Origin of the sequence: Methylocaldum marinum, from assembly GCF_003584645.1 — a bacterium.
Classification (GTDB): Bacteria; Pseudomonadota; Gammaproteobacteria; order Methylococcales; family Methylococcaceae; genus Methylocaldum; species Methylocaldum marinum.
In genome coordinates this window covers 5394647-5420443 of the sequence record NZ_AP017928.1, presented here as the reverse complement: position 1 = coordinate 5420443, position 25797 = coordinate 5394647, and the positions used below count along the sequence as shown (strand labels likewise).

The 25797-nt window shown below is 59.6% G+C and carries 20 protein-coding genes; 15 read left to right on the top strand and 5 right to left on the bottom strand.

Going from position 1 to position 25797, the window contains the following annotated elements:
- Positions 1-114 precede the first annotated feature (114 nt).
- A complete protein-coding gene (locus sS8_RS24135; protein WP_119632014.1) occupies positions 115-297 on the top strand; it encodes a hypothetical protein in 183 nt (60 codons plus the stop codon).
- A 241-nt stretch (positions 298-538) separates the two neighbouring features.
- On the opposite strand, the gene sS8_RS24130 is transcribed toward sS8_RS24135, so the two are convergent.
- Positions 539-1762, bottom strand: coding sequence for an IS256 family transposase (locus sS8_RS24130; protein ID WP_119632013.1), 1224 nt, complete (start codon positions 1760-1762; stop codon positions 539-541).
- A gap of 59 nt (positions 1763-1821) precedes the next feature.
- Positions 1822-2100 carry a hypothetical protein gene (locus tag sS8_RS29400; RefSeq protein WP_232020419.1) on the bottom strand — a complete coding sequence of 93 codons (279 nt, stop codon included), beginning with the start codon at positions 2098-2100 and terminating at the stop codon, positions 1822-1824.
- On the opposite strand from sS8_RS29400, the gene sS8_RS24125 reads away from it, so the two are divergent.
- The 9 genes from sS8_RS24125 (at position 1981) to pmbA (ending at position 15356) form a co-directional block, all read left to right on the top strand.
- Positions 1981-3153 carry an IS4 family transposase gene (locus sS8_RS24125; RefSeq protein WP_232020682.1) on the top strand — a complete coding sequence of 391 codons (1173 nt, stop codon included), beginning with the start codon at positions 1981-1983 and terminating at the stop codon, positions 3151-3153. The genes sS8_RS29400 and sS8_RS24125 overlap by 120 nt on opposite strands.
- Before the next feature lie 475 nt (positions 3154-3628).
- Positions 3629-4726 carry a quinolinate synthase NadA gene (gene nadA / locus sS8_RS24120; RefSeq protein ID WP_119632011.1) on the top strand — a complete coding sequence of 366 codons (1098 nt, stop codon included), beginning with the start codon at positions 3629-3631 and terminating at the stop codon, positions 4724-4726.
- Positions 4727-5129: 403 nt separating this feature from the next.
- Entirely contained in the window at positions 5130-5597 is a 468-nt protein-coding gene (rlmH, locus tag sS8_RS24115; protein ID WP_119632010.1) for a 23S rRNA (pseudouridine(1915)-N(3))-methyltransferase RlmH, read from the top strand.
- 1 nt (position 5598) lies between these two features.
- Positions 5599-6198: a Maf family protein gene (locus tag sS8_RS24110; protein ID WP_119632009.1), complete on the top strand. Its 600-nt coding sequence runs from the start codon at positions 5599-5601 to the stop codon at positions 6196-6198.
- Between the two features lie 7 nt (positions 6199-6205).
- Positions 6206-7660 (top strand): ribonuclease G, encoded by a 1455-nt coding sequence (gene rng / locus sS8_RS24105; RefSeq protein WP_119632008.1) that lies wholly within the window; start codon positions 6206-6208, stop codon positions 7658-7660.
- A gap of 9 nt (positions 7661-7669) precedes the next feature.
- On the top strand, positions 7670-11545 hold the full coding sequence (locus sS8_RS24100; protein WP_119632007.1) for a YhdP family protein: 3876 nt from the start codon (positions 7670-7672) through the stop codon (positions 11543-11545).
- Positions 11538-12359, top strand: coding sequence for a carbon-nitrogen hydrolase family protein (locus tag sS8_RS24095; RefSeq protein WP_119632006.1), 822 nt, complete (start codon positions 11538-11540; stop codon positions 12357-12359). The genes sS8_RS24100 and sS8_RS24095 overlap by 8 nt, the downstream gene beginning before the upstream one ends.
- Before the next feature lie 55 nt (positions 12360-12414).
- Complete coding sequence (tldD, locus tag sS8_RS24090; protein ID WP_119632005.1) at positions 12415-13860, top strand: metalloprotease TldD; 1446 nt, start codon at positions 12415-12417, stop codon at positions 13858-13860.
- Positions 13861-14003: 143 nt separating this feature from the next.
- Complete coding sequence (pmbA, locus tag sS8_RS24085; RefSeq protein ID WP_119632004.1) at positions 14004-15356, top strand: metalloprotease PmbA; 1353 nt, start codon at positions 14004-14006, stop codon at positions 15354-15356.
- Between the two features lie 139 nt (positions 15357-15495).
- Here pmbA and sS8_RS24080 read toward each other — a convergent pair whose 3' ends face one another.
- A complete protein-coding gene (locus sS8_RS24080; protein WP_232020418.1) occupies positions 15496-16611 on the bottom strand; it encodes a glycosyltransferase family 4 protein in 1116 nt (371 codons plus the stop codon).
- Between the two features lie 291 nt (positions 16612-16902).
- Here sS8_RS24080 and sS8_RS24075 point away from each other — a divergent pair, with 291 nt between their 5' ends.
- From sS8_RS24075 to sS8_RS24055, 5 genes are all read left to right on the top strand, one after another.
- The gene (locus sS8_RS24075) at positions 16903-18174 is read left to right on the top strand and encodes an oligosaccharide flippase family protein (RefSeq protein ID WP_232020417.1); all 1272 of its coding nucleotides are present in this window, start codon (positions 16903-16905) and stop codon (positions 18172-18174) included.
- A gap of 38 nt (positions 18175-18212) precedes the next feature.
- Positions 18213-19169, top strand: a complete 957-nt coding sequence (locus sS8_RS24070) for a class I SAM-dependent methyltransferase (RefSeq protein WP_119632001.1) — start codon at positions 18213-18215, stop codon at positions 19167-19169.
- Between the two features lie 9 nt (positions 19170-19178).
- Positions 19179-20240, top strand: a complete 1062-nt coding sequence (locus sS8_RS24065; RefSeq protein WP_197716615.1) for a glycosyltransferase family 4 protein — start codon at positions 19179-19181, stop codon at positions 20238-20240.
- A gap of 83 nt (positions 20241-20323) precedes the next feature.
- Positions 20324-21292: an ABC transporter substrate-binding protein gene (locus tag sS8_RS24060; protein WP_119631999.1), complete on the top strand. Its 969-nt coding sequence runs from the start codon at positions 20324-20326 to the stop codon at positions 21290-21292.
- 524 nt (positions 21293-21816) lie between these two features.
- Positions 21817-22593: a heme-binding protein gene (locus sS8_RS24055; protein WP_232020681.1), complete on the top strand. Its 777-nt coding sequence runs from the start codon at positions 21817-21819 to the stop codon at positions 22591-22593.
- A gap of 121 nt (positions 22594-22714) precedes the next feature.
- Here the strand turns inward: sS8_RS24055 and sS8_RS24050 are convergent, their stop codons facing one another.
- Both sS8_RS24050 and sS8_RS24045 read right to left on the bottom strand, forming a co-directional pair.
- Positions 22715-24376: an ABC transporter ATP-binding protein gene (locus sS8_RS24050; protein ID WP_232020416.1), complete on the bottom strand. Its 1662-nt coding sequence runs from the start codon at positions 24374-24376 to the stop codon at positions 22715-22717.
- A gap of 31 nt (positions 24377-24407) precedes the next feature.
- The gene (locus tag sS8_RS24045) at positions 24408-25796 is read right to left on the bottom strand and encodes an ABC transporter permease (protein WP_119631996.1); all 1389 of its coding nucleotides are present in this window, start codon (positions 25794-25796) and stop codon (positions 24408-24410) included.
- Position 25797 lies beyond the last annotated feature (1 nt).

Here is a 25797-nt window from a genome sequence, read left to right as displayed (position 1 = left end):
GATTATGCCTATTTTATGCGCTCCATCCAACGAATTTATCCGGCTTCCAGGACCGAGAAAATCAACAGCCTGTTAGAGGAGAGAAGTTGACCAATTTGTGGAAGGGAGGCGGTCATGAACCGAAGAATCCGTATCCAACGGTTGGCCCCTCAAGACCGGGAGGAGTGGCAGAAGCAGTATTACCGGCACAAGGAGCAACGTCCCCGGCGTCGTCTCACGGCCTTGAAGGCCGTTTGGGACGGCCAGACTTTGGCGGACGTGTGCCGGACTCGGCACCTTCGGGGGGTGTCAAGTTAACTGTGTAACTGGGGTTAGTTCATAGGGTAACTCGATTACCAAAGAGGATCACGAAGTGGTTCAACGCCCGTTTCCAATCCTGGATCGGCATGGTCGGGGGTGTCAAGTTAACTGTGTAACTGGGGTTAGTTCATAGGGTAACTCGATTACCAAAGAGGATCACGAAGTGGTTCAACGCCCGTTTCCAATCCTGGATCGGCATGGTCGGGGGTGTCAAGTTAACTGTGTAACTGGGGTTAGTTCATAGGGTAACTCGATTACCAAAGAGGATCACGAAGTGGTTCAACGCCCGTTTCCAATCCTGGATCGGCATGGTCCATTTCTTCTCGATCCGCTGCAGTCCCAGATACAGGACTTTCAGAATCGCCTCATCGTTCGGAAACGCGCCGCGGGTCTTGAGCAGCTTGCGCAGGCTGAAGTTGAGTGATTCGATCGCGTTGGTGGTATACAGCACTTTGCGGATCTCCGGCGGATAATCGAAAAACACAGTCAAGCGCGTCCAATCCGCCCGCCAGCTTTGGCTGATGGCTGGGTACTTCGCGTCCCAGGTGTCCGCAAACCGCGCCAGGGCAGCTTCGGCCTCGGTCAAGGTCGCGGCGCCATAAATCGCCCGCAGGTCTTTCGCCACCGCCTTGCGCTCCTTCCAGGTGACATACTGCAGGCTGTGGCGCACCTTATGGACGATACACCGTTGGACCTGGATGTTGGGAAACACGGTTTCAATCGCTTCCGGCAGTCCCTTGAGGCCGTCGACACAGGCGATAAAGCCATCCTGAACGCCTCGGTTCTTCAACTCGGTAAAGACCGACAGCCAGAACTTGGCGCCTTCTGTGTCCGCGATCCAAAGGCCCAGCCGCTCCTTTTCGCCTTGCAGATTGACGCCCAAAGCGAGATAGACCGCCTTGTTCTTGACCGGTCCCGCTTCGCGTGATTTGACGATCAAAGCGTCGAAATACAGGATCGGATACACCGACGCCAAGGGCCGGCTCTGCCATGCCTTCACGTCCGCCAACACCGATTCGGTCACGTTGGAGATGAGCGTCGGCGAGACTTCCACGCCATACAGTTCTTCCAGATGCCCCTGAATACCACGGGTGGATAAGCCCCGCGCATACAGCGCCAGAACCTTCTCATCAAATCCTTCGAGCCGGCGTTGGCGCTTGGAAACCAGTTGCGGCTCGAAGTCTCCGTTGCGATCCCGCGGGACCTCAATCGCCAAGGGTCCGGTTTCCGTTTGAATCGTCTTCGCCGACTTGCCGTTGCGAGAATTACCGCTGCCGCGCCCTTCCGGCGCATGGGGGGCATAGCCCAAATGGGCGGTCATCTCCGCCTCCAACGCCCGTTCCACCAGACGCCGGGTCAGCTGCTTGAGCAAGCCGTGTTCCCCCAGAATGTCTTTCGGATTCGTATAGCCTTTGAGCAATTCATCCAATAAGGCGTCTTGTTTGGCTGTGTCACTGGTCATGTTTTAGTCTCTTTTTCTGGCTGATTTTACAAACCAGTTACACAGTTCTTTTTACACCCTCACAATGTGACGTAACTATATGAAAACAAAGGGTTAATCAATGAAGGTCGCTTAGCACTATCCATGCCGGTATTCTTGCCGATCTCACCAAAACGCTTCACGATCCCCAGTTCATCGCCGACCATCGCACCCGCCCAACCGCCTTCTCCCGGCAGCGCATCCTCACCTTTCCGGTCCTTGTCGCCTTCCTGCTCTGCGCCTTCAAAGGCAGCCTCCAGTCCTTGCTCGATGACCTCTTCGCTACGCTCCAGGCACCGCTGCCCCGGAGGGTGACCCAAAGCGCCCTGTCCCAGGCTCGCCAGAAGCTGAAAGCCTCCGTGTTCGAAGCCCTCAACGAGCGCTTGCTGGGCTCCTTGGCCACCTTGCTGCCCGAGCCCCGCTGGCGCGGCTTGCGCCGGGTCGCCGCCGATTCCACCACCTTACGCTTACCGGCCTGGCCGGAAAACCAGGCCGAATTCGGCGTCCAGTCCGATCACCCGGGCCAACCGTATGTGTTGGCGCGTGCCTTGGGGCTGTTCGCCACCACGTCACGCCTGATGCTCAAGGCCGTCCTCGGCCGCTTCGACGAGACCGAGCGTGCCCTCCTGGCGCAACGGCTCCCACACCTTGCCGGCGACGACCTCCTCATCCTGGATCGCGGCTTTCCCGCCGTCTGGCTGTTCACCCTGCTGCAACAGCGCGGCCTGCCGTTCCTGGCTCGGATGGACGGGACTCCATGGTCCTGTGTCGAACGCTTCCTGCTCTCCGGCCAGACCGAAACGGTCGTGACCCTCAAGGTCTCCAAGGCCGCTCAAAGACAAGCACAAGCGGCCGGCATGCACCTGATCGACAACGCCGTCACCCTTCGCCTGATCCGCGTCGTCCTGTCCACCGGCACCGTCGAGGTCCTCGCGACCTCGCTCCTCGACGCGCAAACCTTTCCCGCCGCAGACTTCAAAAGTCTCTACCACGCCCGCTGGCACATCGAGGAAGCCTTCAAAGTCCTCAAACACCGCCTCAACGTCGAACAGTTCTCCGGCGAACTCCCCGAAGCCATCCGCCAGGATTTCCACGCCAAGCTCTTCACCGCCAACCTCGCCGAAGCCCTCGCCCGCTCCGCCTACGACACCCTGCCCGAAGACAAGGCCCAACGCTATGACCCCAATGTGACCTATGTCCTCAACTCCCTGAAGACGCGTCTAGTCTGCTGGCTCATCCAGCGCGTATCCCCCAGCCAAATCCTCACCCTTATCGAGCTCTATGCCAGAACCCTGGAGCTCAAACGGCCCGATCGAAAGGCACCAAGACCCCAATCCCGCATCAAGCCAAAACCTCGACGTCAATACAAATGACCCTTAACTTAACGGCATTGACAGTAGGGCGGGTTAGTCCTGAGCGTAGCGCCAGCGAAGCCGAAGGCGTAACCTGCGTTTTCGCGGTGTATAGCGGGTTACGGTGGAACGGCCGCGACTAAAAGCGACTATTTGCGATTGGAGTGCCGCCTAACCTGCCCTATCCTGCTTGCAGCGCCTTTCCCCCAAGAGCCCGAGTAAGGATAGTAAACATTGGCCTCGTCATTATTGCTGCCAGTCAGCAAAGCGTTTCGGCAGATAGCCGCACCCGAGCTGTTCCGCGACAGCAGACAGCCGCTTGCTTGTTCCGTGTCCGGAGTCGAGCGCCGTTCAGCGAGGCGGCTGCGAGTAGGCGCTGGTGTAGCCTCGGAATATCCCAAACGTCGATCCCGTTTGCGCCACCTATTACGCACTATTTTGCTGTGTTATTATCGGCCTCCATACTGCCTTATTTCACTTGTGTTACCGCCGAATTATGTCCGTATCCGCTCTTGCCATACAGCAATTTGCCTTATTGGATGACGCCGAATGCGAGGAACGAATCGTCGCGGCCAAGCAAAGCCTCGGCGACCGTTGCGTAATTCTGGGCCATCACTACCAGCGGGACGAGGTGTTCCGCCACGCCGATCTGACCGGCGATTCGCTCAAGCTGTCCCGCGAAGCCTCCAAGTCCAACGCCCAGTACATCGTGTTCTGCGGCGTGCACTTCATGGCGGAGGTGGCGGACATTCTGTCGCGTCCCGAACAAATCTCGATTCTCCCCGACCTGGCGGCCGGCTGCTCGATGGCCGACATGGCCAACCTGGCAGCCGTCGAGCGATGCTGGCGCGAGCTCGGCCAACTGTTCGATCCCGACGAAGTCGTGACGCCGGTCACTTACATCAATTCCGCGGCCGACCTGAAAGCCTTCTGCGGACGCCACAACGGCATCGTCTGCACTTCCAGCAATGCCCAGAAGATTCTCGACTGGAGCTTCGGCCAGCGGCAGAAAGTGTTGTTCTTCCCGGACCAGCATCTCGGACGCAATACCGGCTATCGCATGGGCATTCCGCTCGACGAGATGGTGACCTGGGATTTCGCCAAACCTATGGGCGGCCTGACCGAGGACGAAATACGCCGGGCCAGGATCATTCTCTGGAAAGGTTTCTGCTCGGTGCATCAGATGTTTCGTCCCGAGCATGTCGACCGCTTCTTGGAGCGTTACCCGGATACGCGGGTGATCGCCCATCCCGAGTGTTCTTTCGAAGTCTGCCAGAAAGCCCAGTACATCGGCTCGACCGAATACATTCTGAAAACCGTGCGCGAAGCGGAGCCGAACACGCGCTGGCTGGTGGGCACCGAGCTGAACCTGGTCAACCGGCTGGCGGAGGAACTCAAGCCACAGGGCAAGGAAGTTCACTTCATGTCCCCGACCGTTTGCATGTGCTCAACGATGTTCCGAACCGATCCGCAGCACTTGCTCTGGGTTTTGGAAAATCTGGTTGAAGGCCACACCGTCAACCGCATCAAAGTGCAGGAGGGCGATGCACGCTGGGCCAAGCTGGCCTTGAACAGAATGCTGCAACTGGCTTGACGCGCGCCTTGCGCCATCATCGGTATCGCGACTGATGCGGTTCATGCCGGGCAGTCCCGATCGGCGGCTTCGCAGTGCAATTCGGCACCAAATCTCCGGGAGAGGATTGGGACGCGGAGCGCCCGCCAGGGTGAAAAACAAGGTTGTTTTTCATCAATCCTGCCGATTCGTCATTTCGTTCAGCACATCCTACGACCCGCGATCCGCAACGCGCCGAAATCGAGCCGGTAGGATGCGCTGACGGAAGGGAGCGCGCTTCGACTCCTCTCGGGACAGGCATCGTTCGCGACCCATGCCTGTCTCGCACCGTAAGACACTTCGCCTTCCTGGCCCGGCGGCTTCGGAGCAGTCGGTAAATTCGGCCGATTGCCTTATAATCGATTTCTTTGTCCCGCACCATCTCATGCAGATTCATTTGGTAGCGGTCGGCAACCGCATGCCGGGTTGGGTAACGGAAGCTTATTCGGAATATGCCAAACGCCTGCCGCGCGAATGCGAGTTGGTGCTGAAAGAAATCGTACCCGCCAAGCGGGGGAAGAACGCCGACATCGCCCGATCGATCGAGGAGGAGGGTGAACGCATTCTGGCGGCATTGCCGCGCAATGTTCACGTGATCGCCCTCGATGTGGCAGGAAAGGAATGGAGCACGCCGGAATTGGCCGAAGCCCTGGCGCGCTGGCTGGAAAGCGGACGCGATGTGGCGCTTCTGGTGGGAGGTCCGGACGGACTCTCTCCGGCGTGCCTGAAACGCGCGAATCAACGATGGAGCTTATCGAAATTGACTTTTCCTCACCCGGTAGTGCGCATTATCGTGGCCGAGCAAGTCTACCGGGCCTGGAGCATTCTGCAGCATCACCCGTATCACCGTTAGCATGGAGACTCGAAGTCCGCAGATCATCTTAGCATCGGCGTCGCCCCGCCGCCGCGAGCTGCTCGATCAGCTCGGCATCGCTTACGAGGTGATGCCCGCCGGAATTCACGAACACCCGTTACCGGACGAATCGCCGGAAACTTACGTCCGCCGAGTGGCAGCGGAGAAATGTCTGGAGACCTGGCGGAGCGGCGGCGGCAGGCTGCCGGTACTGGCTGCCGATACCGAAGTGGTACTGGATGGAAATATCCTGGGTAAGCCGCAGGATTTCGAGCACGCTTCACGCATGCTGGCGCAGCTGGCCGGAAGGGAACACCGGGTTTTGAGCGCCGTATCCCTGCGGCACGGTGAACGGCATTGGGAAGCCCTGAGCGTCAGCAGCGTGCGATTTCGCCGGATCGGCCAAGACGAAATAGAAGCGTACTGGGCGACCGGAGAACCCTGCGATAAGGCCGGCGCCTATGCCATCCAGGGCAAAGGCGCGGTGTTCATCGAGCATCTGTCGGGTAGCTATTCGGGCGTCATGGGTCTGCCGCTTTTCGAAACGGCGGAACTTCTGAAGCAAGCCGGCATCTCGGTCCTGGCCCAACCTTCCTGCTAACCCGCGCATGAGCGACGAAATTCTCATCAACGTCACACCGCGCGAGACGCGAGTAGCCATCGTCGAAAACGGCGTTCTGCAGGAAGTCCTGGTCGAACGAACTCGCCGCAGAGGGTTGGTCGGCAATATCTACAAGGGCAAGATTTGCCGGGTGCTCCCCGGCATGCAGGCGGTGTTCGTGGACATCGGGCTGGAGCGTGCGGCATTTCTGCACATCTCGGACCTGGGCGCCAGCGATCGGGAGAAAACGCCGACCGATCAGATCGAGCTCATTTTTCACGACGGGCAGGAAGTGGTCGTGCAAGTGGTCAAGGACCCGATTGGCGCCAAGGGTGCGCGCCTCACCACCGAAATCGCCATCCCGTCGGTATATCAGGTCTACATGCCCTACAGCCGCGCCTGCGGGGTTTCGCAACGCATCGAATGCGGGCAGGAACGGGGGCGGCTGCGCTCCGTCATCGAAACCTTTCAGAAAGAACATGCCACCGGCGGGTTCATCGCGCGCACCGCCGCCGAAGGCATCGAGGAAGCCGCGCTGCGCAACGACATGCTGTTCCTGCTCAAGCTCTGGAACTCCATCGCGCAGCGGATCAAGACCGTCAGGCCGAAAACCTTGCTCCACGAAGACTTGCCTCTCAGCATGCGGGTTTTGCGCGATCTGCATTGCGCCAAGGTCGAAAAGATTCGGGTCGATTCCCGTGAAACTTTCGGGCGCCTGGTCAAGTTCGCCAAGGAATTCGTCCCGGAACTGGCATCCCTCGTCGAACACTACGCCGGGGAACGGCCTTTGTTCGATCTCTATAGCGTCGAGGATGAAATTCAGAAAGCCCTGGAGCGCCGCGTCATGCTCAAGTCCGGGGGCCATCTGGTGTTCGACCAGACCGAGGCGATGACCACCATCGACGTCAACACCGGCGCCTTCGTCGGCGGACGCAGCCTGGAAGAAACCATCTTCAAGACCAATCTGGAGGCGGCCCAAGCCATCGCCCGCCAATTGCGGCTGCGCAACCTCGGCGGCATCATCATCATCGATTTCATAGACATGCGGGACGAGGATCACAAGCAGCAAGTCCTGCAAGCACTGGAAAAAAGCCTGGAAAAGGACCATGCCAAAAACACCATCAGCGAGGTCTCTTCGCTGGGATTGGTGGAGATGACCCGCAAACGCACCCGCGAGAGCCTGGAGCACGTCCTGTGCGAACCGTGTCCGGCATGCGGCGGGCGCGGTGTGCTGAAAACACCGGAAACGGTCTGCATGGAAATCTTCCGGGAAGTCATTCGCGAAGTGCGTCAATATAATGTTCAGGAACTCCTCGTGCTGGCGTCCAACGAGGTCGTCGAGCAATTGTTGGACGAGGAGGCCGACACCCTGTCGGAGCTGGAGACGTTCCTAGGTGTTCGCATCAAGTTCCGCGCCGAGGCGCAGTATACCCAGGAGCAATACGATGTCGTCTTGCTGTAGCCCCTTCTTTTGAAAAGCGTCATTCGTTTCACCGGACGAACGGCGCTGTATATCGGTCTCTGCTTTATCGTTGTTCTGGCGCTGACGATTACGGCCCTACGCTGGTGGCTGTTTCCCGACGTGTCGAGTTATCGCCATCTCATAGAAGCCGAGATCGGTTCCCTGATCGGCGAAACCGTCCGTATCGAAAATTTGTCCGCCCGGCTGCACGGCTTCCATCCCCGGTTTTCTCTGAACGGTTTCCATATCCTCGACGCGGAGGGCCGCCCGGCGATCAAATTCGCCACGATCCGTGTCGACTTCGACCCGCTTCGCACGCTGTTCACCGGCCAACCCAGTTTCGGCCGCATGGAGATCGTCGGGGCGAAACTCTCGATCCGGCGCAGGCAGGACGGCACCATCGGCATTCTCGGCTTGCATGTACGCGATCAACCGCCGGCCTGGCTCATGGCCGACGGCCGTTTCGAACTCTTGAACTGCGATCTCGATTGGCTGGACTTCAGGAGTAGCGATACGCCGCTGCACTTGGGGCGGGCGAACATCCGGCTCGTCAACCGGAACGGAAAACACAAGCTCGGTGCCGATATCGCCCTACCCCGAACGCTGGGCCGAAACTTTCGGTTCACCTTGGATGCGCAAGGCGATCTGTTTCAGGCGGGGGAATGGTCCGGAAAGGTTTATCTCGAAGGAACTCGCATCGATACCGCTCGAATAGCCGGCGCCCTGCCCGAACCGGATTTCTCGGTGATATCCGGCATCGCGGATTTCCGAATCTGGGCGAACTGGGCCGGCAGGCTGGATTCAATCGCAGGGGATTTCGAGCTGGCAAAGCCGGTATTCGCGCTCCGTCGAGACGTCAATACCGAAAGCCGGCTCGCATTGTCCGCCATCGAGAGCCGGTTCCGCTGGCAGCGGAAAAACGACGGCTGGCGCCTCGATTTGCATCGCTTCAGACCGGCGCTGACCCGGGCCTGGCCCAAGACCCGCCTGGCGCTCGCCCTCACCCGCGGCACCGACGGTACCCCGTCCGTCATACGAGCTGCGGCTTCCTACCTCGAACTCGGCGATATCAACACCGCATTCCACGCGCTTCCGCTGCTCGACGAAAACGCCGGGACCGTTCTAAGAGCGTTGGCACCACGCGGTTCCGCGCGCAATGTCCGCTTTTTTTTCGCTGCCGATGAGGCCTTAGGCAAGCGTGCCGCCTTGTGCGGGACATTCGAAAATTTCGGCGCAAACGCCTGGCGGTCGCTTCCGGGGGTTTCCGGCTTGAACGGAGAGCTGTGCGGCACCGATGAGACCGGCAGGCTATCGGTTTCCGCCGAAAACGGGCAGCTCCGGCCGAACGCGCTGGGACTAAAGAATCCGATCACCTTGAATAAGGCCAAGGGCGATTTCTTCTGGCGGCAAACCGACGCCGACTGGTGGATTTCATCACCTTCGTTTTTCGTCGAGAACGCCGATCTTGCGGCACGCGGCCGCTTCGGCATCGTGCTGCCGAAAGACCCGAAGACCTCCCCGTTTCTCGATCTTCGGATGCAGGTGGGCGAGACCGATGTGGCTACCGTCAAGAACTACCTGCCTTTCGCCGTCATTCCCAAAACATCGCAGTGGCTGGAGCACGCTCTCATCGGTGGGCAGTTCGGCAACACCCAGCTTCTGTTTCATGGGGCGATCGCTGATTTTCCGTTTTACCGGAACGAGGGCGTATTCGAATCCTCGATCGAGGCGCACAACCTCGCCCTTCGGTTTCATCCGGACTGGCCGCCGCTGACCCAAACCGACGCCCGAATACGATTCCGCGGCCCGGGCATGGAAATCGACTCGAGCAATGGCCGAATCGGCCGGGGCCAAATCGTGGAGGCGCACGCCGAAGCCGAGGACCTCAGGTCTGCGCCTTGGCTGAAATTGAACGGAAGCGCTAAAGCGGCGGTGCCCGATGTTCTGGATTTCCTCGCCCACTCTCCCCTGCGCGAGCTCCCCGCGAAGCTGGGCAAATTCGTGAGCACCGCCGGCGACACCGAGATTTCACTGGACTTGACCGTTCCGCTGGATCGGAAACTGGGCGATATCACGATCGAAGGTAAAGCCGAATTCAACAATGCAAAGCTTCGCCTCGTGGATGCCGGGCTGGAACTGGAGCGAATCAACGGTCCTCTGCGTTTTACCCGTACCGGGTTGAGCGCCGACGCCATTCGCGCCTCGGTGTTCGGCCATTCCGCCGAGATTCGCATCTCCCGCGAGAAAGTCGAGACGGCGGTGGAGATCAGGGGACGAATCGGCGTGTCCGACCTCCGGGAACAGTTCCCGAACAGTCTTTGGCGTTTCGCCCGGGGCGCTACCGATTACGAGCTCGATCTGCGGATCCCGGACTCGCTCGATACCGAAAATGAACCGCTGCTTCTGTCGCTGTCCTCCACGATGAGCGGCTTGGCCCTGAACCTGCCTGCACCGTTCGGAAAACGGGAAAAAACCAGAAAAGATCTCTATCTCGAAACCGACGTTCGCGCCGGAACCCGAATTCCGCTAAGACTCAGCTATGGGCCGGCGATCAGGGCGGAGCTCAGTTTCTCGAAACCCGCCGACGGCATCGTGCTGGAAAGCGGCAATCTGGCCATCGGCAGACTGCTTCCGCCGCTCGGGCCGGAGCCCGGCCTGGCCATTCTTGCCCAATTGGAAGAACTCGACGCCGGCGAATGGCGCCGGCTGCTGCCCGAGTCTCCCGACGAGCCGCGCCGCAACGCTCTGTTGCGGATGCTGGAGCTGAACGTCGAAAACATCTACTGGAACGGAGAAGGCCTGGGTCCCCTGAGCCTCGACATGGTGCGTGAAGACCGGGACTGGCAGGGCCATCTAGACTGTACTTTCGGCAAAGGAACCTTCAAAGCTACCGACAATTCCATCGTTTTCGATCTGGCACACCTCAGATTGCCGAAACGGGACGGTGCTGAAACCAAACCGGCGAACACCGGGTCGATCGATCCGTCCGTCCTGCCGAATATTACCCTGAACGCCAAGCGCCTGCTTTGGCGGAACGCCGATCTCGGACCGTTGACGCTCCGGACGGAGCGGCGCGCTCATGGCATGATCATAAAGACACTCGAAGGCGGGACCGAGAATCATCGCTTCGATATGCACGGCCGCTGGACGCGCTCGGCGGACAAAACCTGGGGCACGCATCTCGCGGGGAAAATCCGCGTCGAGGATCTGGGAGATCTGCTGGCCGGCGTCGGTTACGGCGGCGAAGTTCGGGACACGCCTTCCGACATTGATTTTCGCGTGTCCTGGCTGGGCGCGCCCCAGCAATTTTCGCCTGCCGGCGTTGCCGGCGACATCCGGATGAAGCTGGGCAAGGGGGCAATTCTCAAGATCGAGCCCGGATTCGGGCGGGTGCTGGGTATGTTAAACTTGGACACACTGTGGCGCAGGCTATCTTTCGATTTCAGCGACCTGTTCGGTAAGGGCTTGGCCTACGACAACGTCCTGGGAACCTTTCAGCTCGGCGGGGGTCAAGCCGTAACGAAAGGTTTTCTAATCGATGCCGTTCCCGCCAAAATCGTCATCAACGGCCGTGCCGGACTGGTGACGCGAGATTTGGATCAGATCGTCACCGTCATACCCCACACCAGCGTTGCCCTGCCCATTGCCGGCGCCTTGGCCGGCGGACCCGCAGTCGGCGCCGCCGTGCTTCTGGCACAGCAGCTGGTCGGCGAGGAAGTGGACAGCATTACCGCGACTCACTACGCCGTCAAGGGTAGTTGGGACGAACCGCAAATCACCAAAATCAGCAGCAACATGCCGCTCGACATCCTCGACCGGGCCTGGAGCGGCATGAAAGATTTATCAGGTTTTGGGACCGAAACGGAGAAAGAAACGAATGAGTAAAACGGTTTTCGCCGCCATCCAGATGGCTTCCAGCCCCAATGTCAGCGCCAACCTCATCGAAGCGGGGCGACTGATCGAAAAAGCCGCTTCCGCGGGTGCCGCCCTGATCGTACTCCCGGAAAATTTCGCCATCATGGGTCAATCCGAAACCGACAAACTGGCCGTTGCCGAAACCGACGGGTCCGGCCCGATCCAGGATTTTCTGGCGAAAACCGCGGAGCGGCTGAAGGTCTGGCTGGTCGGCGGCACCATGCCGATCCGCGCCGGCAACGACAAAGTCCGGGCCGCCTGTCTCGTTTACAACGACAAGGGCAATCGAGCGGGCCGCTACGACAAGATCCATTTGTTCGACGTCAATGTTCCGGGCACTGAAGAGAAGTATCACGAGTCCAATACCATAGACGCGGGCAGCGAGGCGCTGGTCCTCGACACTCCGTTCGGAAGGCTCGGCCTTTCGATTTGCTACGATCTACGCTTTCCCGAGCTGTTCCGGCAGATGGCGGAGGTCGGCATGGACATTCTCGTCGTTCCTTCGGCTTTTACCGCCCAAACCGGTGCCGCCCACTGGGAGACTCTGGTTCGCGCCCGGTCGATCGAAAACCTGTGCTACACGATCGCCGCCAACCAGGGCGGATTTCATGTCAACGGCCGCGAAACCTTCGGTCACAGCATGATCGTGGACCCTTGGGGTCAAGTGCTCGGCGTCCTTCCTCAGGGCGCCGGCGCGGTGACCGCCGAGTTCGACCCCGACCGGCTGCAGAAAGTGCGGGCCGCCTTTCCCGCCCTGACCCATCGCAAACTGCGTTGCCGCTGACGGACGGGGCGTGTAGGCTAGCGCCCATCACCCGCTTATTTGTTACACCTAGGTTATGAATCACGATCCTCTTGTAATCGCCCGGCAAACCCTGCTGGAGCCGGCCGGCCTCATGGGCGGCGATATCGAACGCGTCATCGGCCAGCTATTGAGCGCATCGGTGGATGCCGCCGACGTCTATCTTCAATCCACCCGGTTCGAGTCCTGGATGCTGGAAGACGGTATCGTCAAGGAAGGCAGCCACAGCATCGAACAGGGCGCCGGGGTACGCGCCGTGTCCGGCGAGAAAACCGGATTCGCCTACAGCGACGAAATTGCACTTCCGACCTTGCTCGAGGCCGCCACGAACGCGCGAGCCATCGCGCGCGAGGGCGGCGAGGGCAAACGGGAGATTTCCGGAATCGTGCGCCCGCCCCAGCTCTATCTGCCGATAGATCCGCTTCAGTCGCTGCCCGAGGAAGAGAAAATCGCCATCCTCAAGCGCCTGGACGAAGCATGCCGAAAACTCGACCCGCGCGTCGAGCAGGTCATGGTGAGCCTTGCCGGCAGCCACGAAGTCGTTCTGGTCATCGGCCAAGACGGCGCGCTCTATGGCGATGTACGTCCCTTGGTTCGGCTCAACGTCAGCGTGATCGTCCAGGAAAACGGGCGTCGCGAGCAAGGTAGCAGCGGCGGCGGCGGCCGCACCGATTACCGCTTCTTCCTGGAAGAAGACCGGGCCATGGAATACGCCCGGGAAGCCGTGCGCCAGGCCCTGGTGAATCTGGATGCGATCGAGGCCCCGGCGGGCACCATGACCGTGGTCCTGGGACCCGGCTGGCCGGGCGTTCTGCTCCATGAAGCCATAGGCCACGGCCTGGAAGGCGATTTCAACCGCAAAGGCACTTCGGCCTTCGCCGGCCGCATCGGCGAACGCGTGGCCTCGCCGCTTTGCACGGTAGTCGACGACGGCACCCTGCCCGGCCGCCGCGGTTCGCTCAATATCGACGACGAAGGCGTACCGACGCAGTGTACGGTTTTGATCGAAAACGGCATTCTCAAGGGCTACATGCAGGACAAGCTCAACGCCCGACTGATGGGCACAGCACCCACCGGCAACGGCCGCCGCGAATCCTATGCCCACCTGCCCATGCCGCGCATGACCAATACCTACATGCTGGGGGGATCTCACGATCCGCAGGAAATCATCGGTTCGGTGAAAAAAGGGCTGTTCGCCAAGAATTTCGGCGGCGGCCAGGTCGATATCACCTCGGGCAAATTCGTGTTCTCCGCAAGTGAAGCCTATCTGATCGAAGACGGAAAAATCACCCGCCCGGTCAAAGGCGCGACCCTGATCGGCAACGGCCCCGACGTCCTGACCCGCGTCAGCATGGTCGGCAACGATCTGGAGCTCGATACCGGCGTCGGCACCTGCGGGAAAGACGGCCAGAGCGTACCCGTCGGCGTCGGCCAGCCGACTTTGAGGGTGGATGGGCTGACCGTGGGTGGGACACGGGTTTAGCTCAAGATGGATTGATGCTGTCCCGGTGGAATTCCTAGCTTGGCTTGCCCGTATCGGTGTCGAAAGCTGCTTTGACGGCGCCGGGCGCGTCACACGCATCCAACTTTTACCCAAAACGATTTAACGAATGTAAGGAGCTATCCGTGCCGGAACCCACAACTTTCGCACGTAAAGAAGAACAACTCGAACAACTGAAATCCCTGGTATCCGATTGCCTGGCGGAAGCCCGACGGCAAGGCGCCACCTCGGCGGAAGCCGGCGTCAGTCTGGAGCATGGCCTTTCCGTCACCGCGCGGATGGGTGAAGTGGAAACCATCGAACACCATCGCAGCCAAGGACTCGGCGTCACGGTCTACGTGGGGCAGCGCAAGGGTTCGGCCAGCACTACCGACCTCAGAGCGCAAGCGATGCGGGAAACCGTGCAGGCCGCCTGCCGGATCGCCCAGTACGCGGCCGAGGACGAATATGCGGGGCTGCCCGATTCGGACATGCTCGCCACCGAGTTTCCCGACCTCGATGTTTACCATCCCTGGGATTTGGATGCGGAAACCGCGATAAACCTGACCATCGGCTGCGAAAACGCTGCACGCCACTACCATCCGGAAATCGTCAACTCCGAAGGCGCGAGCCTCAACACCTTTCAAGGCCTGAGAGTCCTCGGCAACTCGCTGGGATTCCTGCACGGCTATGCGTCCAGCCGCCACAGCCTGAGCTGTTCGGTGATCGGCCAAAGGGGCGACAGCATGCAGCGGGACGACTGGTGGACCGTGGCGCGAGACGCCGAAGATATCGAAGCGCCCGAACTGGTGGGACGCAAGGCCGCCGAGCGCACGGTGAAACGGCTCGGCGCACGTTCGCTGAGCACCCGCCAATGTCCGGTGGTATTCGCGGCGGATATCGCGTCCAGCCTGCTCGGCCATTTCATCGGAGCCATCCGTGGCGGCAATCTCTATCGGAAGTCGTCGTTCCTGCTCGACCATCTGGGAAAGCCGATTTTCCCAGCCTTCGTGCAGATCCGCGAGGAGCCGCACATCAAGAAAGCCTTGGGCAGCGCCCCCTACGACGCCGAAGGCGTTCGGACCAGACCTCACCACATCGTCAGGGACGGCATACTCGAATCCTACGTGTTGAGCACCTACTCGGCCCGCAAGCTCGGCATGAAAACCACCGGCAATGCCGGTGGCGTACACAATCTCGTCATCGACCCCGGCGAACTCGATTTGGAGGGCTTGCTGAAACGCATGAATACGGGACTTCTCGTCACCGAGCTGATGGGCCAGGGCGTCAACCCGGTCACCGGCGATTACTCACGTGGCGCATCCGGATTCTGGGTGGAGAACGGAGAGATCCGGTTCCCCGTCGAAGAAATCACCATCGCGGGCAACCTGAAGGACATGTTCATGAACCTGCAGGCGGTCGGAAACGATGTGGACCTGCGGGGCAATACCCGAACCGGATCTATTTTGCTCGAGAAGATGACAGTGGCGGGAAATTAAGAGCGCCCCTGACGAGACGGCTTCGCCGGCAAGGGATTGCCGGCCTATGACGGTGCCGCTGTAAGTCGCGAATCCCTCCGTGACATTACGCCGCTCGGCCCGTGACTTGTGTCTTGATTTCCAAGACGGTGTCCACCGCTCACGAAAGCACGGCGTTATACAGGTCCAAAGTTTCCGAGGTTATCTTTTCCGAGGAAAATTCGGTCTCCGCGATTTCCCGGCTGCGCCGCCCCATACGCTCGCGCCGTGCCCGATCCTCGATCAGCGTTTTGAGCGCTTCGGCCAAGGCGTAAGCATCTCGTGCCGGGACCAGTAGCCCGTTGTCGCCGTGACGGACCACTTCCCTGCAGCCCGGCGTGTCGGTGGTGATGATGGGCTTACCCGCGGCGGCGGCTTCGAGCAGCGCCTTGGGGAGACCTTCCCGATAGGAGGGCAAGCAAACGATATGGCACTTGGCCAGTACTTGAGGAATATCTTCCCGTCGGCCCCACCATTCGATGCTCCCTTTCCGTTTCCAGGTTTGCAGCTGAGCTATAGAAACCGATGCCGGATTGTCGGGATCGGGATCGCCTATCAGGGCGAATCGCGCCGCGACGCCCTCGGCGCGCAACCGCTCGGCCGCGGTCACGAACTCCCCTACCCCCTTGGTCCATAACATGCGCGCCGGCAAGACGATCAAGGGTATTCCATCGCGCTCTTCCGCCGGGCTGAATGCTCCAAGATCCACTCCGGCACCCCGAATCAGGCTCAAGCGGGCGGCCGGCAAGCCGAAGCCGATCATCTGTGCGTAATCGTCAGGGTTTTCCACGATGACATGCCCCTTTGAAAGGAGCCTAGCCAGCACGGCACGAATCACCGGGCGGAGCAAGCGCGCCTTGGCGCTGTCCGAGGTAAACAGCCAGCCGAGACCGGCCATGTAATTCACAACAGCGCGCGGACGGCTGAAGCAGGCGGCAAGGGTACCGTACACCACCGGCTTGATGGCGACATTTTTCACCAGATCGGGCCGAATTTTCCGATAAATCTTGATCAAATCGGCGATCATGCGGAGTTCCGCAATCGGATTGTGCCCGCGCCGCGACAATTCGAGCGGAACGACATGAACGCCTCGCGCCTCGATAATCGACCGGTGCTGCCGCACGCGCGTCACCACGTAGACCTCGTAGCCCGCGTCGCGGACGGCGGTCACATGGGGCAGCCAATGGGAGCAGACGAACCAGTCTTCGGTAACGAAAAATAGAATTCTTTTCTTCAAAATGGCTTGGCTCAGTGATCTGGAAAAGTGGAACATCGTCTTTTCGTGCGGTCGGCGGATCGGCTATTTCGCCGGGAATTCGCCAAGAAAGACTTAAGAGAAAGCGCAGTATAATAACCGATGGCACAAGCCCGATCGGTGCAGAATCGGCGCCCCGCCGCCTTCATGCCGCAACCGAGAAAATCACCGGTAACGCGTCCGCTCAAACGTCTTTCGGACTCTGTCGAACTCATGATCGCTAAACCCAGGCTCACGGGAGACCGGAGCTTATTTCATCTCGCCCGTAACACGATGGGCGCTTTCAGCATCCGAGCACTCGGAATCGGCCTGTCGTTCATGGCTCAGGCGGTGACGGCACGACTCATGGGTTCCGAAAATTACGGGCTATTCGTTTACGCGCTCGCCTTCACGCCGGTTCTATCCTGGCTTGCGCAATTGGGCATGGTACAAACTTCGATCCGCTACATCTCGATTTACAACTCGCAAAAAGACTGGGGTGCCCTTCGGGGCCTCACTACCTTCGCCACACGCAGCACGCTCGCCGCTTGCCTGGCCACGGGGCTGGTCATGACGATCATCGGCTGGATGTTGAAAAACGACATGGATGACCTGCACCGGTCAGTCTTCATTCTGGCTCTCCTGCACGTGCCCTTCCTGGCACTATCCGAATTGCGCGTGGGCATTCTGCGCGGCCTGCTCAAAGTCAGTTTCGCCGAACTACCGGAAAATCTCCTTCGCCCGGTGCTCGTGATAGTTCTTCTCACAGCGGCTTATTTTTGGCTTCATGAGGCCGTCGATCCCGTGACGGCGATGTCGATCAGTTTGTCCGTGACCATGGCCAACTTCCTGCTGGGCAGCGCATGGCTTAGGCAATCGTTGCCGGAAGGGGTATCCGACAGCTTGCCGACCTATCGAAAAAAAGAATGGCTGAACATGGCCATTCCTATGTTCTTCCTCGTCGGGCTGCAACTACTCATCAGCCAACTGGATATCCTGCTTATCGGATCGTTGGTGGGCACGGGGGAAGCCGGCTCTTATGCCGTAGCGGCGAGAATCGCCGACTTCGCATCCTTCGGGTTGGTTGTGGCCTATGGCGTAACCGCCCCCTTGTTTGCGGCACACTGGAACAATCGATCGATACCGGACTTCAGTCGCCTGCTGAAAATCACCTCGATGGGCAACGCTTTGTTCGTCTTGGCTGCCGCTTCGCTCATTGCGGCGATGGGCGAAAACATTCTCGGCGTTTTTGGTGCGTCATTCGTCGAGGCTTACCATCTGCTTCTGATCCTGGTGGCGGGAAAATCCCTCCATGCCCTGACCGGCCTCGGAACCATTCTGCTGACGATGACCGGCCATCAAAAGGAAGCGACATGGCTCATGGGCGGCGGCTTGGCCATACAATTGCCTTTGACGCTCTACCTCATCGACGAACACGGCGCCATGGGCGCGGCCATTGCCAGTGCAATCACAATCGCCTGTACTAATGTATCAGCGCTGGCGACCGTCAAAATCAGGTTAAAATTAAGCCCATTCGGCCGACTGCCCCATAACGCGAATCTCTAATCATCGATACAAATCCATTGTCCTTCAGGGCTTAAGCCATGACACCTGATACACCGGATTCCGTCGTTCTCGAAAAGAACCCTTGCCCCATGGGCTGCGAAAGCCGCGACGAATGGGTTTTGAAAGGCAGGGATCGGCTGCACGATCTGCCCGGCACGTATTCCGTGGTCCGATGCTTCGGATGCGGACTGTTGAGAACCGATCCGCGACCGACGGCGGACACCATCGGTTATTACTATCCCGAGACTTACGGACCTTACGCCGGAACCCGCATTGCCGATTCCCGTTTCAAAACGGCGGTGAACGCCGTCAAGGCATTCGCGAGAAGTGTCCTGAAAACTCACAGCCTGTCCCTGCCCCTGCTGGAACCGGGACGAATGCTGGAAATCGGCTGCGCCTCGGGCGGCTTTCTGGCCCGCATGGCGGGCAAGGGCTGGCAGGTCGAAGGCATCGAATTTTCACCGACGGCGGCGAAAAATGCCCAGGATGCAGGCTTTTCCGTTCATTGCGGAAGCCTGGAATCGGCGCCTGACCCCGCCGAACGATTCGATCTCGTGGTCGGCTGGATGGTTTTGGAACACCTTCACGATCCCGTGCTCGCGCTGAACAAACTGCATCGCTGGACCCGGAAAAATGCCTGTCTGGCCATTTCGGTTCCCAACGCGGCCTGCTTTCAACTCGGCTGGTTCCGGGAACGATGGTACCCCTTGCACTTGCCCGCCCATTTGTACCACTTCACCCCTGAGACCTTGGAAGCCCTGCTGAATGCCACGGGTTGGCGCATCGAGAAGGTTCTTTACCAGAAAGTGATGACCGATTTGGTGGCGAGTACGGCCTATCTCATCGAAGACAAATGGCCTCATTCGAGCGTTTCCCGGTTCCTCAAACGGCGCCCCGATATTTTCAACCTGCCTCTTTATCCTCTGGCCCTGCTTCTGAGTCGGCTCGGCCAATCCGCAAGGATGACGGTTTGGGCCAGACGCATCGATAAGTAATTGAAAGTTTTGCTTCTAAGTCGATACGGCCAACTCGGGGCCAGCAGTCGGCTCCGCTCGTATCAGTATCTGCCTTATCTCGAAAGCCGGGGATTCAGGTTTAGGGTGGCACCCTTTTTTAAGGATGCCTATCTCGAACGGTTCTATGCCGGAGGGGGAAAATCCCTGCGCCACGCGTTCGGCGGCTACGGGCGGCGGATCGCATCCCTGTCGGGAATACGCGCTTACGACCTGATCTGGATCGAAGCGGAGGCATTGCCCTGGCTTCCGGCTTGGGCCGAAACCGCCATGGCGCGTGCGGGAACTCCCTATGTCGTCGATTACGACGATGCCATCTTTCATCGCTACGATTATCATGCCAATCCCGCCATCCGCAGGATCCTGGGCGACAAGATCGACCGTGTCATGCGCCATTCCAAAGCCGTGATCGCGGGCAGCGAATATCTGGCCGCACGGGCGACGGCGGCCGGTGCCGCACGCGTGGAACTCGTCCCGACTTCGATTGACTTGAGCCGGTACCCGCAGAATCCATCCGATCCGGGTGCAGTCTTCACCATCGGCTGGATCGGTTCACCCACCACGGCGCAATACCTGCGAAGCTTGACCGAGGTCTTTTCGGCGATCGCACGGTACCATCCGGTACGGATAATAGTGATCGGTGCGGGAACCGCGGATTTGCAGAGTTCCGATTTCGACGTCGAGTATCGCCACTGGTCGGAACAAACCGAAGTGGACGATATCCTAAGATTTGACATCGGCATCATGCCTCTATCCGATACGCCTTGGGAACGGGGCAAATGCGGCTATAAACTCATCCAGTATATGGGCTGCCACAAACCCGTGGTCGCCTCGCCGGTCGGGGCGAATCTCAAAATCGTCGAACACGGCACCAACGGCTTTCTCGCCTCCACCGAGTCGGAATGGAGAACCGCCTTGCTCGAACTGTTGCATAGCCCGGATCTTCGTGCCCGACTGGGACGAGCCGGAAGAGCCCTTGTCGAACGCGAATACTGCACTGCCGTCAACGGTCCCAAGCTGGCGAACATTCTGTGCGAGGCGTCGGGGCGATGACCGGTCCCGATTCGGCCTGGCCGACTAGTGGAGAATTGCGCGGGCCTCGAAATCCTTTCTCTTCAAGCATCGGATCAAACAACATGCGTATGCAAATTATCATCTCGGCTTTCCTTGCGCTTATTACCGCCGGTCACGTTTTGGCCGAAACCGACGATCGAAAGATCAGGATCGGCATGCTCGCCTTCGGCACGCTCAACTGGGAACTCGCCGTCATACAGGAGGAAGGATTGGACAAAGCGCAGGGGATCACCATGGAAACGACACCTCTCGCCAGCTCAGAAGCGGGAAAAGTCGCCCTGCAGGGAGGAAGCGTCGATCTGATCGTTTCCGACTGGATCTGGGTGGCCAATCAGCGCAGCCGGGGCACGGATGTCACTTTTCTGCCCTATTCCAGCAATCATGGGGCGTTGGTCGTGCCCGCCGATTCGCCCATCCGCACGGTCGGCGACCTCGAGGGAAAGCGGCTCGGTATCGCAGGCGGCGGTCTGGACAAGAACTGGCTGCTGCTGCGTGCCCTGGCTCAAAGACACTATAAACTGGACCTCGAACAATCCACTAACCAAGTCTTCGGCGCGCCGCCGCTGCTCAATCTACAGTTGCAGCAGGGCAAGCTGGACGCCGTCCTGAATTACTGGAATTTCGCCGCCAAGCTGGAGGCGCAAGCTTATCGTCGCGTCACTGACGGGCGCGGCATTCTTCAAGGTTTGGGCATAAGCGCCGACCTGCCGAGTCTCGGCTATGTTTTCCGGGAAAGGTGGGCCAACTCGCACGAAGACGTTCTTTCCGGGTTTCTGAAGGCGGCGGACACGGCTAAAAAATCGATTTGCGAGTCGGACGCCGTTTGGCGCAAGGTGGTACCGCTAACGCGGGAAACCGACGAACGGGTACAAGGCAGTCTGCGGCGCCATTACTGCGAAGGAAGAGTCCGGATTTGGGGCGAAGGCGAGAAAAAAGCCGCTGCCGCGATTTATGAACTGCTGCATCTAGCGGGCGAAGGCCGGCTGACCGGAAAGTCCGGAAAGCTGCCGAATGGCGTATTCTGGCGCTGACCGATCCGTTCCGTTTTGTAAAAATTTTGACAGTTTAAGTCGATGAAAATCCTATAAATGTGCCAAGAGTTATTGGCCACGAACTTCGACCCGCCCCGGGGACGAGCCCCTTTCGTCCAATCGGAAACGACAAGTGTCACTTTTTTTTACAACGGCAACACCTAGTAGTCGACTTACCGCTGCATGCCCCATGACAAAACCATGAATTCATAAAAAACGTCGCGTCTCGCAAGACTTGGAGGCGCTTCTAAATCGCCGGCAACTGATGTGGCGCGATTCATGCTTTCTTCTCTCCGAAGATCCAATGTCGGCGAAGCTCCCGAGAACTCCTTTCCCTGTTGTGAAGACGGTTCATAGCTTGCCGTGATTTGCACTTCAGGTTTTTCGAGGATTCGTTGGACTCTGCCCGTGGGCCGCCAGCCCGCTACGGGCAGACTCGATGTATTCACTCGACATTCAACACTACAATAAACGGACGGTACTCTGCTATGAAGTTAGCACGACAAATAATAATCGTTTTGGGGATGGGAACAGCGCTGGCTTCCACCCAGGCCATGGCGGGACCTTCAGCCGGCCGGGCGGGATGCGAAAATCTGCCCTCGCATGCTCAGCTGAAGTATGCTCTTGCCGCCGCCGTTGCCGGCGAAAGCAGCGGATTGGATTTCGACATGTGGGGCACTATCGTCAATCGGGATGGCGTCGTGTGCGCCGTCGCTTTCTCCGGAACCGACCGCGGCTCCCAGTGGCCCGGCAGCCGGGTGATTTCCGCCCAGAAAGCCAATACGGCCAATGCGTTCAGCCTCGACAGCCTGGCACTCTCCACCGGCAACCTTTATTCGGCCGCGCAAGGAACCTCCGGCGCCAATGCGGAAACGATGCTCGGCGGCAGTTTGTACGGCCTCCAGTTCAGCAATCCGGTGAACCCGGACGTCGCTTACGGCGGCAATCCGAAACACTACGGTCAAGCGAATGACCCGATGGTGGGCAAGCGTCCCGGTGGCGTAAATGTATTCGGGGGCGGATTGGGCCTTTACAAGAAAGGACGGATCATCGGTGCCGTGGGTGTCAGCGGCGACACGTCCTGTGCCGACCACAACATCGCATGGCGCGTCCGCAAGCACCTGAAATTGGATCAGATGCAGGGTGTCGGCGGCGTATCCGGCGATCCCGATCGCCCTGACAACATCATTCTCGACCAGTACAACGGCAATAACGACGGCGTCACGGCCGGATTCGAACAGCCCGGCTGTCTCAATGACGCCAGCGGCGATCCTCGCGCTTTGCCGGCGGTTCAGCATTAAACGAATACCTGCCGTCGATTGCATTCAGCCGGGCTCCACGCCCGGCTTTTCGTTTCAGCCGAGCGGCCGCGGCACATCTCGTTCCGTTCACCGGCACATGGAAATCGGACAAAAACCATGCCTACCCTTTTCTCAACTTCGGCACGGCTTCCAGCAGGCGTTTGGTGTAAGGATGAGCCGGCTTGAAAAGAACCTGCTGAGTCGCCCCCATCTCGACGATCTTGCCCCCGTGCATGACCGCCACCCGGTCGGCCAGCTCGGCCACGACGGCCAAATCATGAGTGATGAACAGATAGCTGAGGCCGCGACGGTCACGCAGATCCCTCAACAGTTTCAATATTTGCGCTTGAACCGACACGTCCAAGGCGCTGGTCGGCTCGTCGCACACGATCAGCTTGGGGTCGACGGCCAGTGCCCGCGCGATGCAGATGCGCTGCCGCTGTCCGCCGGAAAATTCGTGCGGATAACGTAAGCGTGCATCCTTCGGCAAGCCGACGCCCTCGAGCAATTCCTCCGACCGTTCGCGCCGTTCGTGCTCGCCCATCGACGGATGCAGGGCGAGCAATCCCTCCTCGACGATATCGCCCACGATCATGCGCGGATTCATCGAAGAGTACGGGTCCTGAAACACGATCTGCATTTCGGCGTAGCGTTTCCGCCTTTCCTCGCCGCGTAGCCCGCTGATATCGGCGCCGTCGAAACGAATTCGCCCGCCGGAATGCCCGATCAGGTTGAGAATTCCCTTGCCCAGGGTCGTCTTGCCGCATCCCGACTCGCCCACCAGTGCCAAGGTCTCGCCCTGCGCCACCGAAAACGAAACACCGTCCACCGCTCGCACATAATCCACGGTCCGCTGAAAAATGCCGCGCTTGATCGGGAAATGGACCTTGAGGTCCTCCACCTCCAGCAGCGGATCCGAATGATGTGTCTCGGGGCGGGCAAGGCAGGCGTCCAAGCGGGGCATGGCCGTGAACAGCTCGCGGCTGTAAGGGTGCTCCGGCTTTTCGAAAAACCCTTCGCGGCCGCTCTGTTCCACGATCTTGCCGGCCTGCATGACGGCCACGCGGTCGGCCAGTTCCGCGACGATGCCGAGATCGTGGGTGATCAGCCAGAGCGCCATACCGCTATCGCGTTTCAAACGTTCGAGAAGTTCCAGGATTTGTGCCTGAATCGTTACGTCCAAAGCGGTGGTCGGCTCGTCGGCGATGAGGAGATCCGGCTCGCCGGCCAAGGCGATAGCGATCATGACGCGTTGCCGCATGCCGCCGGAGAGCTGATGGGGGTATTCGTCGAGATGCCGCTCGGGGTTCGGCAATCCCACATGATCCAGGAGTTCCAGCGCGCGATTTCTCGCCGGCCTGCCCTGCAATCCGCGCTGCAAACGCAAAACCTCGCCGATTTGCCGCCCGACTGTCATGACCGGGTTCAGCGAACTCATCGGATCCTGGAAGATAATGCCGATCCGTAAGCCCCGGATGGCACCCATGGCGTATTCCGGCAGCCTGAACAACTCGGTGCTTCCGAGCATGACCCGGCCTTTCGTGATTCGCGCATTGTGGGGCAATAATCTCAGTACCGCGAGCGCCGTGACCGTTTTTCCCGAACCCGACTCGCCCACCAGCGCGAACGTTTCGCCTTTGTCGATATGAAACGATACCCCGCTGACGGCCGGAACCAACTCCGTCCCCTGGCGGAAACTCACGTGAAGATCGGATACGGACAAAAGCGCACCGGCAGCGTCCGGCCGAGTTTTCGCGTCTAACACTTCAGAAGCCGCGTTCAAATCTCTCCTCCCCCAAGCACCGATGGACACATTACTCCGCCCGCCTCGGATCGAAAGCGTCCCGCACCGCGTCCGCGAAAAGATTGGCGGCCAGCACCAGGGTGAACATGAACAGAAACGCGGCCGCCAGAGACCACCAGACCGCCGGGTCCCGCGCCAATTCGAGCCTGGCGCCATTGATCATGTTGCCCCAGCTTTCCATGGTGGGATCGACGCCGATGTTCACATAGGACAGCACGGCTTCGGCCAATACCAGCGAACTGAAATCCAGGGCAACCGAAATCAGCACCAGATGGAACACATTGGGCAGGATATGCCGCAGCAGGATCGAATCCTGCTTCACGCCCAGCGTCCGCGCCGCCTGGACGTATTCCATTTCGCGCAGCTTCAGGGTTTCCGCCCTGAGCAAGCGGCACAGGCCGGTCCAGCTGGTCATGCCGAGGATCAGGCAAAGAAACAGCAGCCTGAAATCGGCCCGCACGGCCAGACTGGCGAAGTCCTCCTCGTGCCGGGCCATGTACACCTGCATAATGAGCATGGCCGCGGCGATCAGCAACACGCCGGGTATGGAATTGAGCGTGGTGTAAAGATACTGGATAACATCGTCGACCCAGCCGCGGAAGTAGCCGGCCAGGATGCCGAATCCCAAAGCCAGCGGCAGCGTGGCGAAAGTGGTCAGGGTCCCGATCAAAAGTCCGGTCCGGATGCTCTTGAGGCTCTGGTAGAACACGTCCTCGCCGACTTTGTCCGTGCCCAGTACGTGGTAGCGCAGTCCCAGTTCGCCGAGCATGCCGCCGCATCCCAAAATGAGGAACAGCGTCAGCAAGACGGCCCGCCACGGAACTTCGGTTCGGCCGCAGGCGATGTGCTTGGTGCTTTCGCCGAGACCGATACCCTCCCGGCGACTGCGCCAGGCGATCACGGAAAAAGTCGCCACGAGCCAGGCCAGAGCGCCCTCCATCAACCCTTTCGCACCGGTCGCCAAAATATCGGCCGTTGCTTCCCGCTCCGGATCTCCCAGGTGCGCGCCCCCGTATTGCAAGCGGGGATAGTCCCAGGCTTCCGTACCGTCCGGCCGGCTGATCATTTCCTTGGCGTAGGCATAGGATGAAAAGGGCGCCGAATAGGTTTTTTCCACGCGTGTCCGGATCGGGGTCATCCAACTGTCCAACAGACTGATCACCTCGCCCTGATATTGGCCGTTCTCGCCTTCGATTCGCGGATGGAAATGAATCGAATCCACTACGGCGATGAACAGGTAAGCGAGCAAAACCACCAGCGACACCATGGCACTCCGGCTCTGCGCCACCTTTCGCCAGGGCCGGCGCAAATGTTCCCGATTCCTGGCCCGGAAGACCAGTACACCGAATCCGGCCAGCAAGATGAAGAATAGAATGTCGGTCCAGAGCAGTTTCAACATG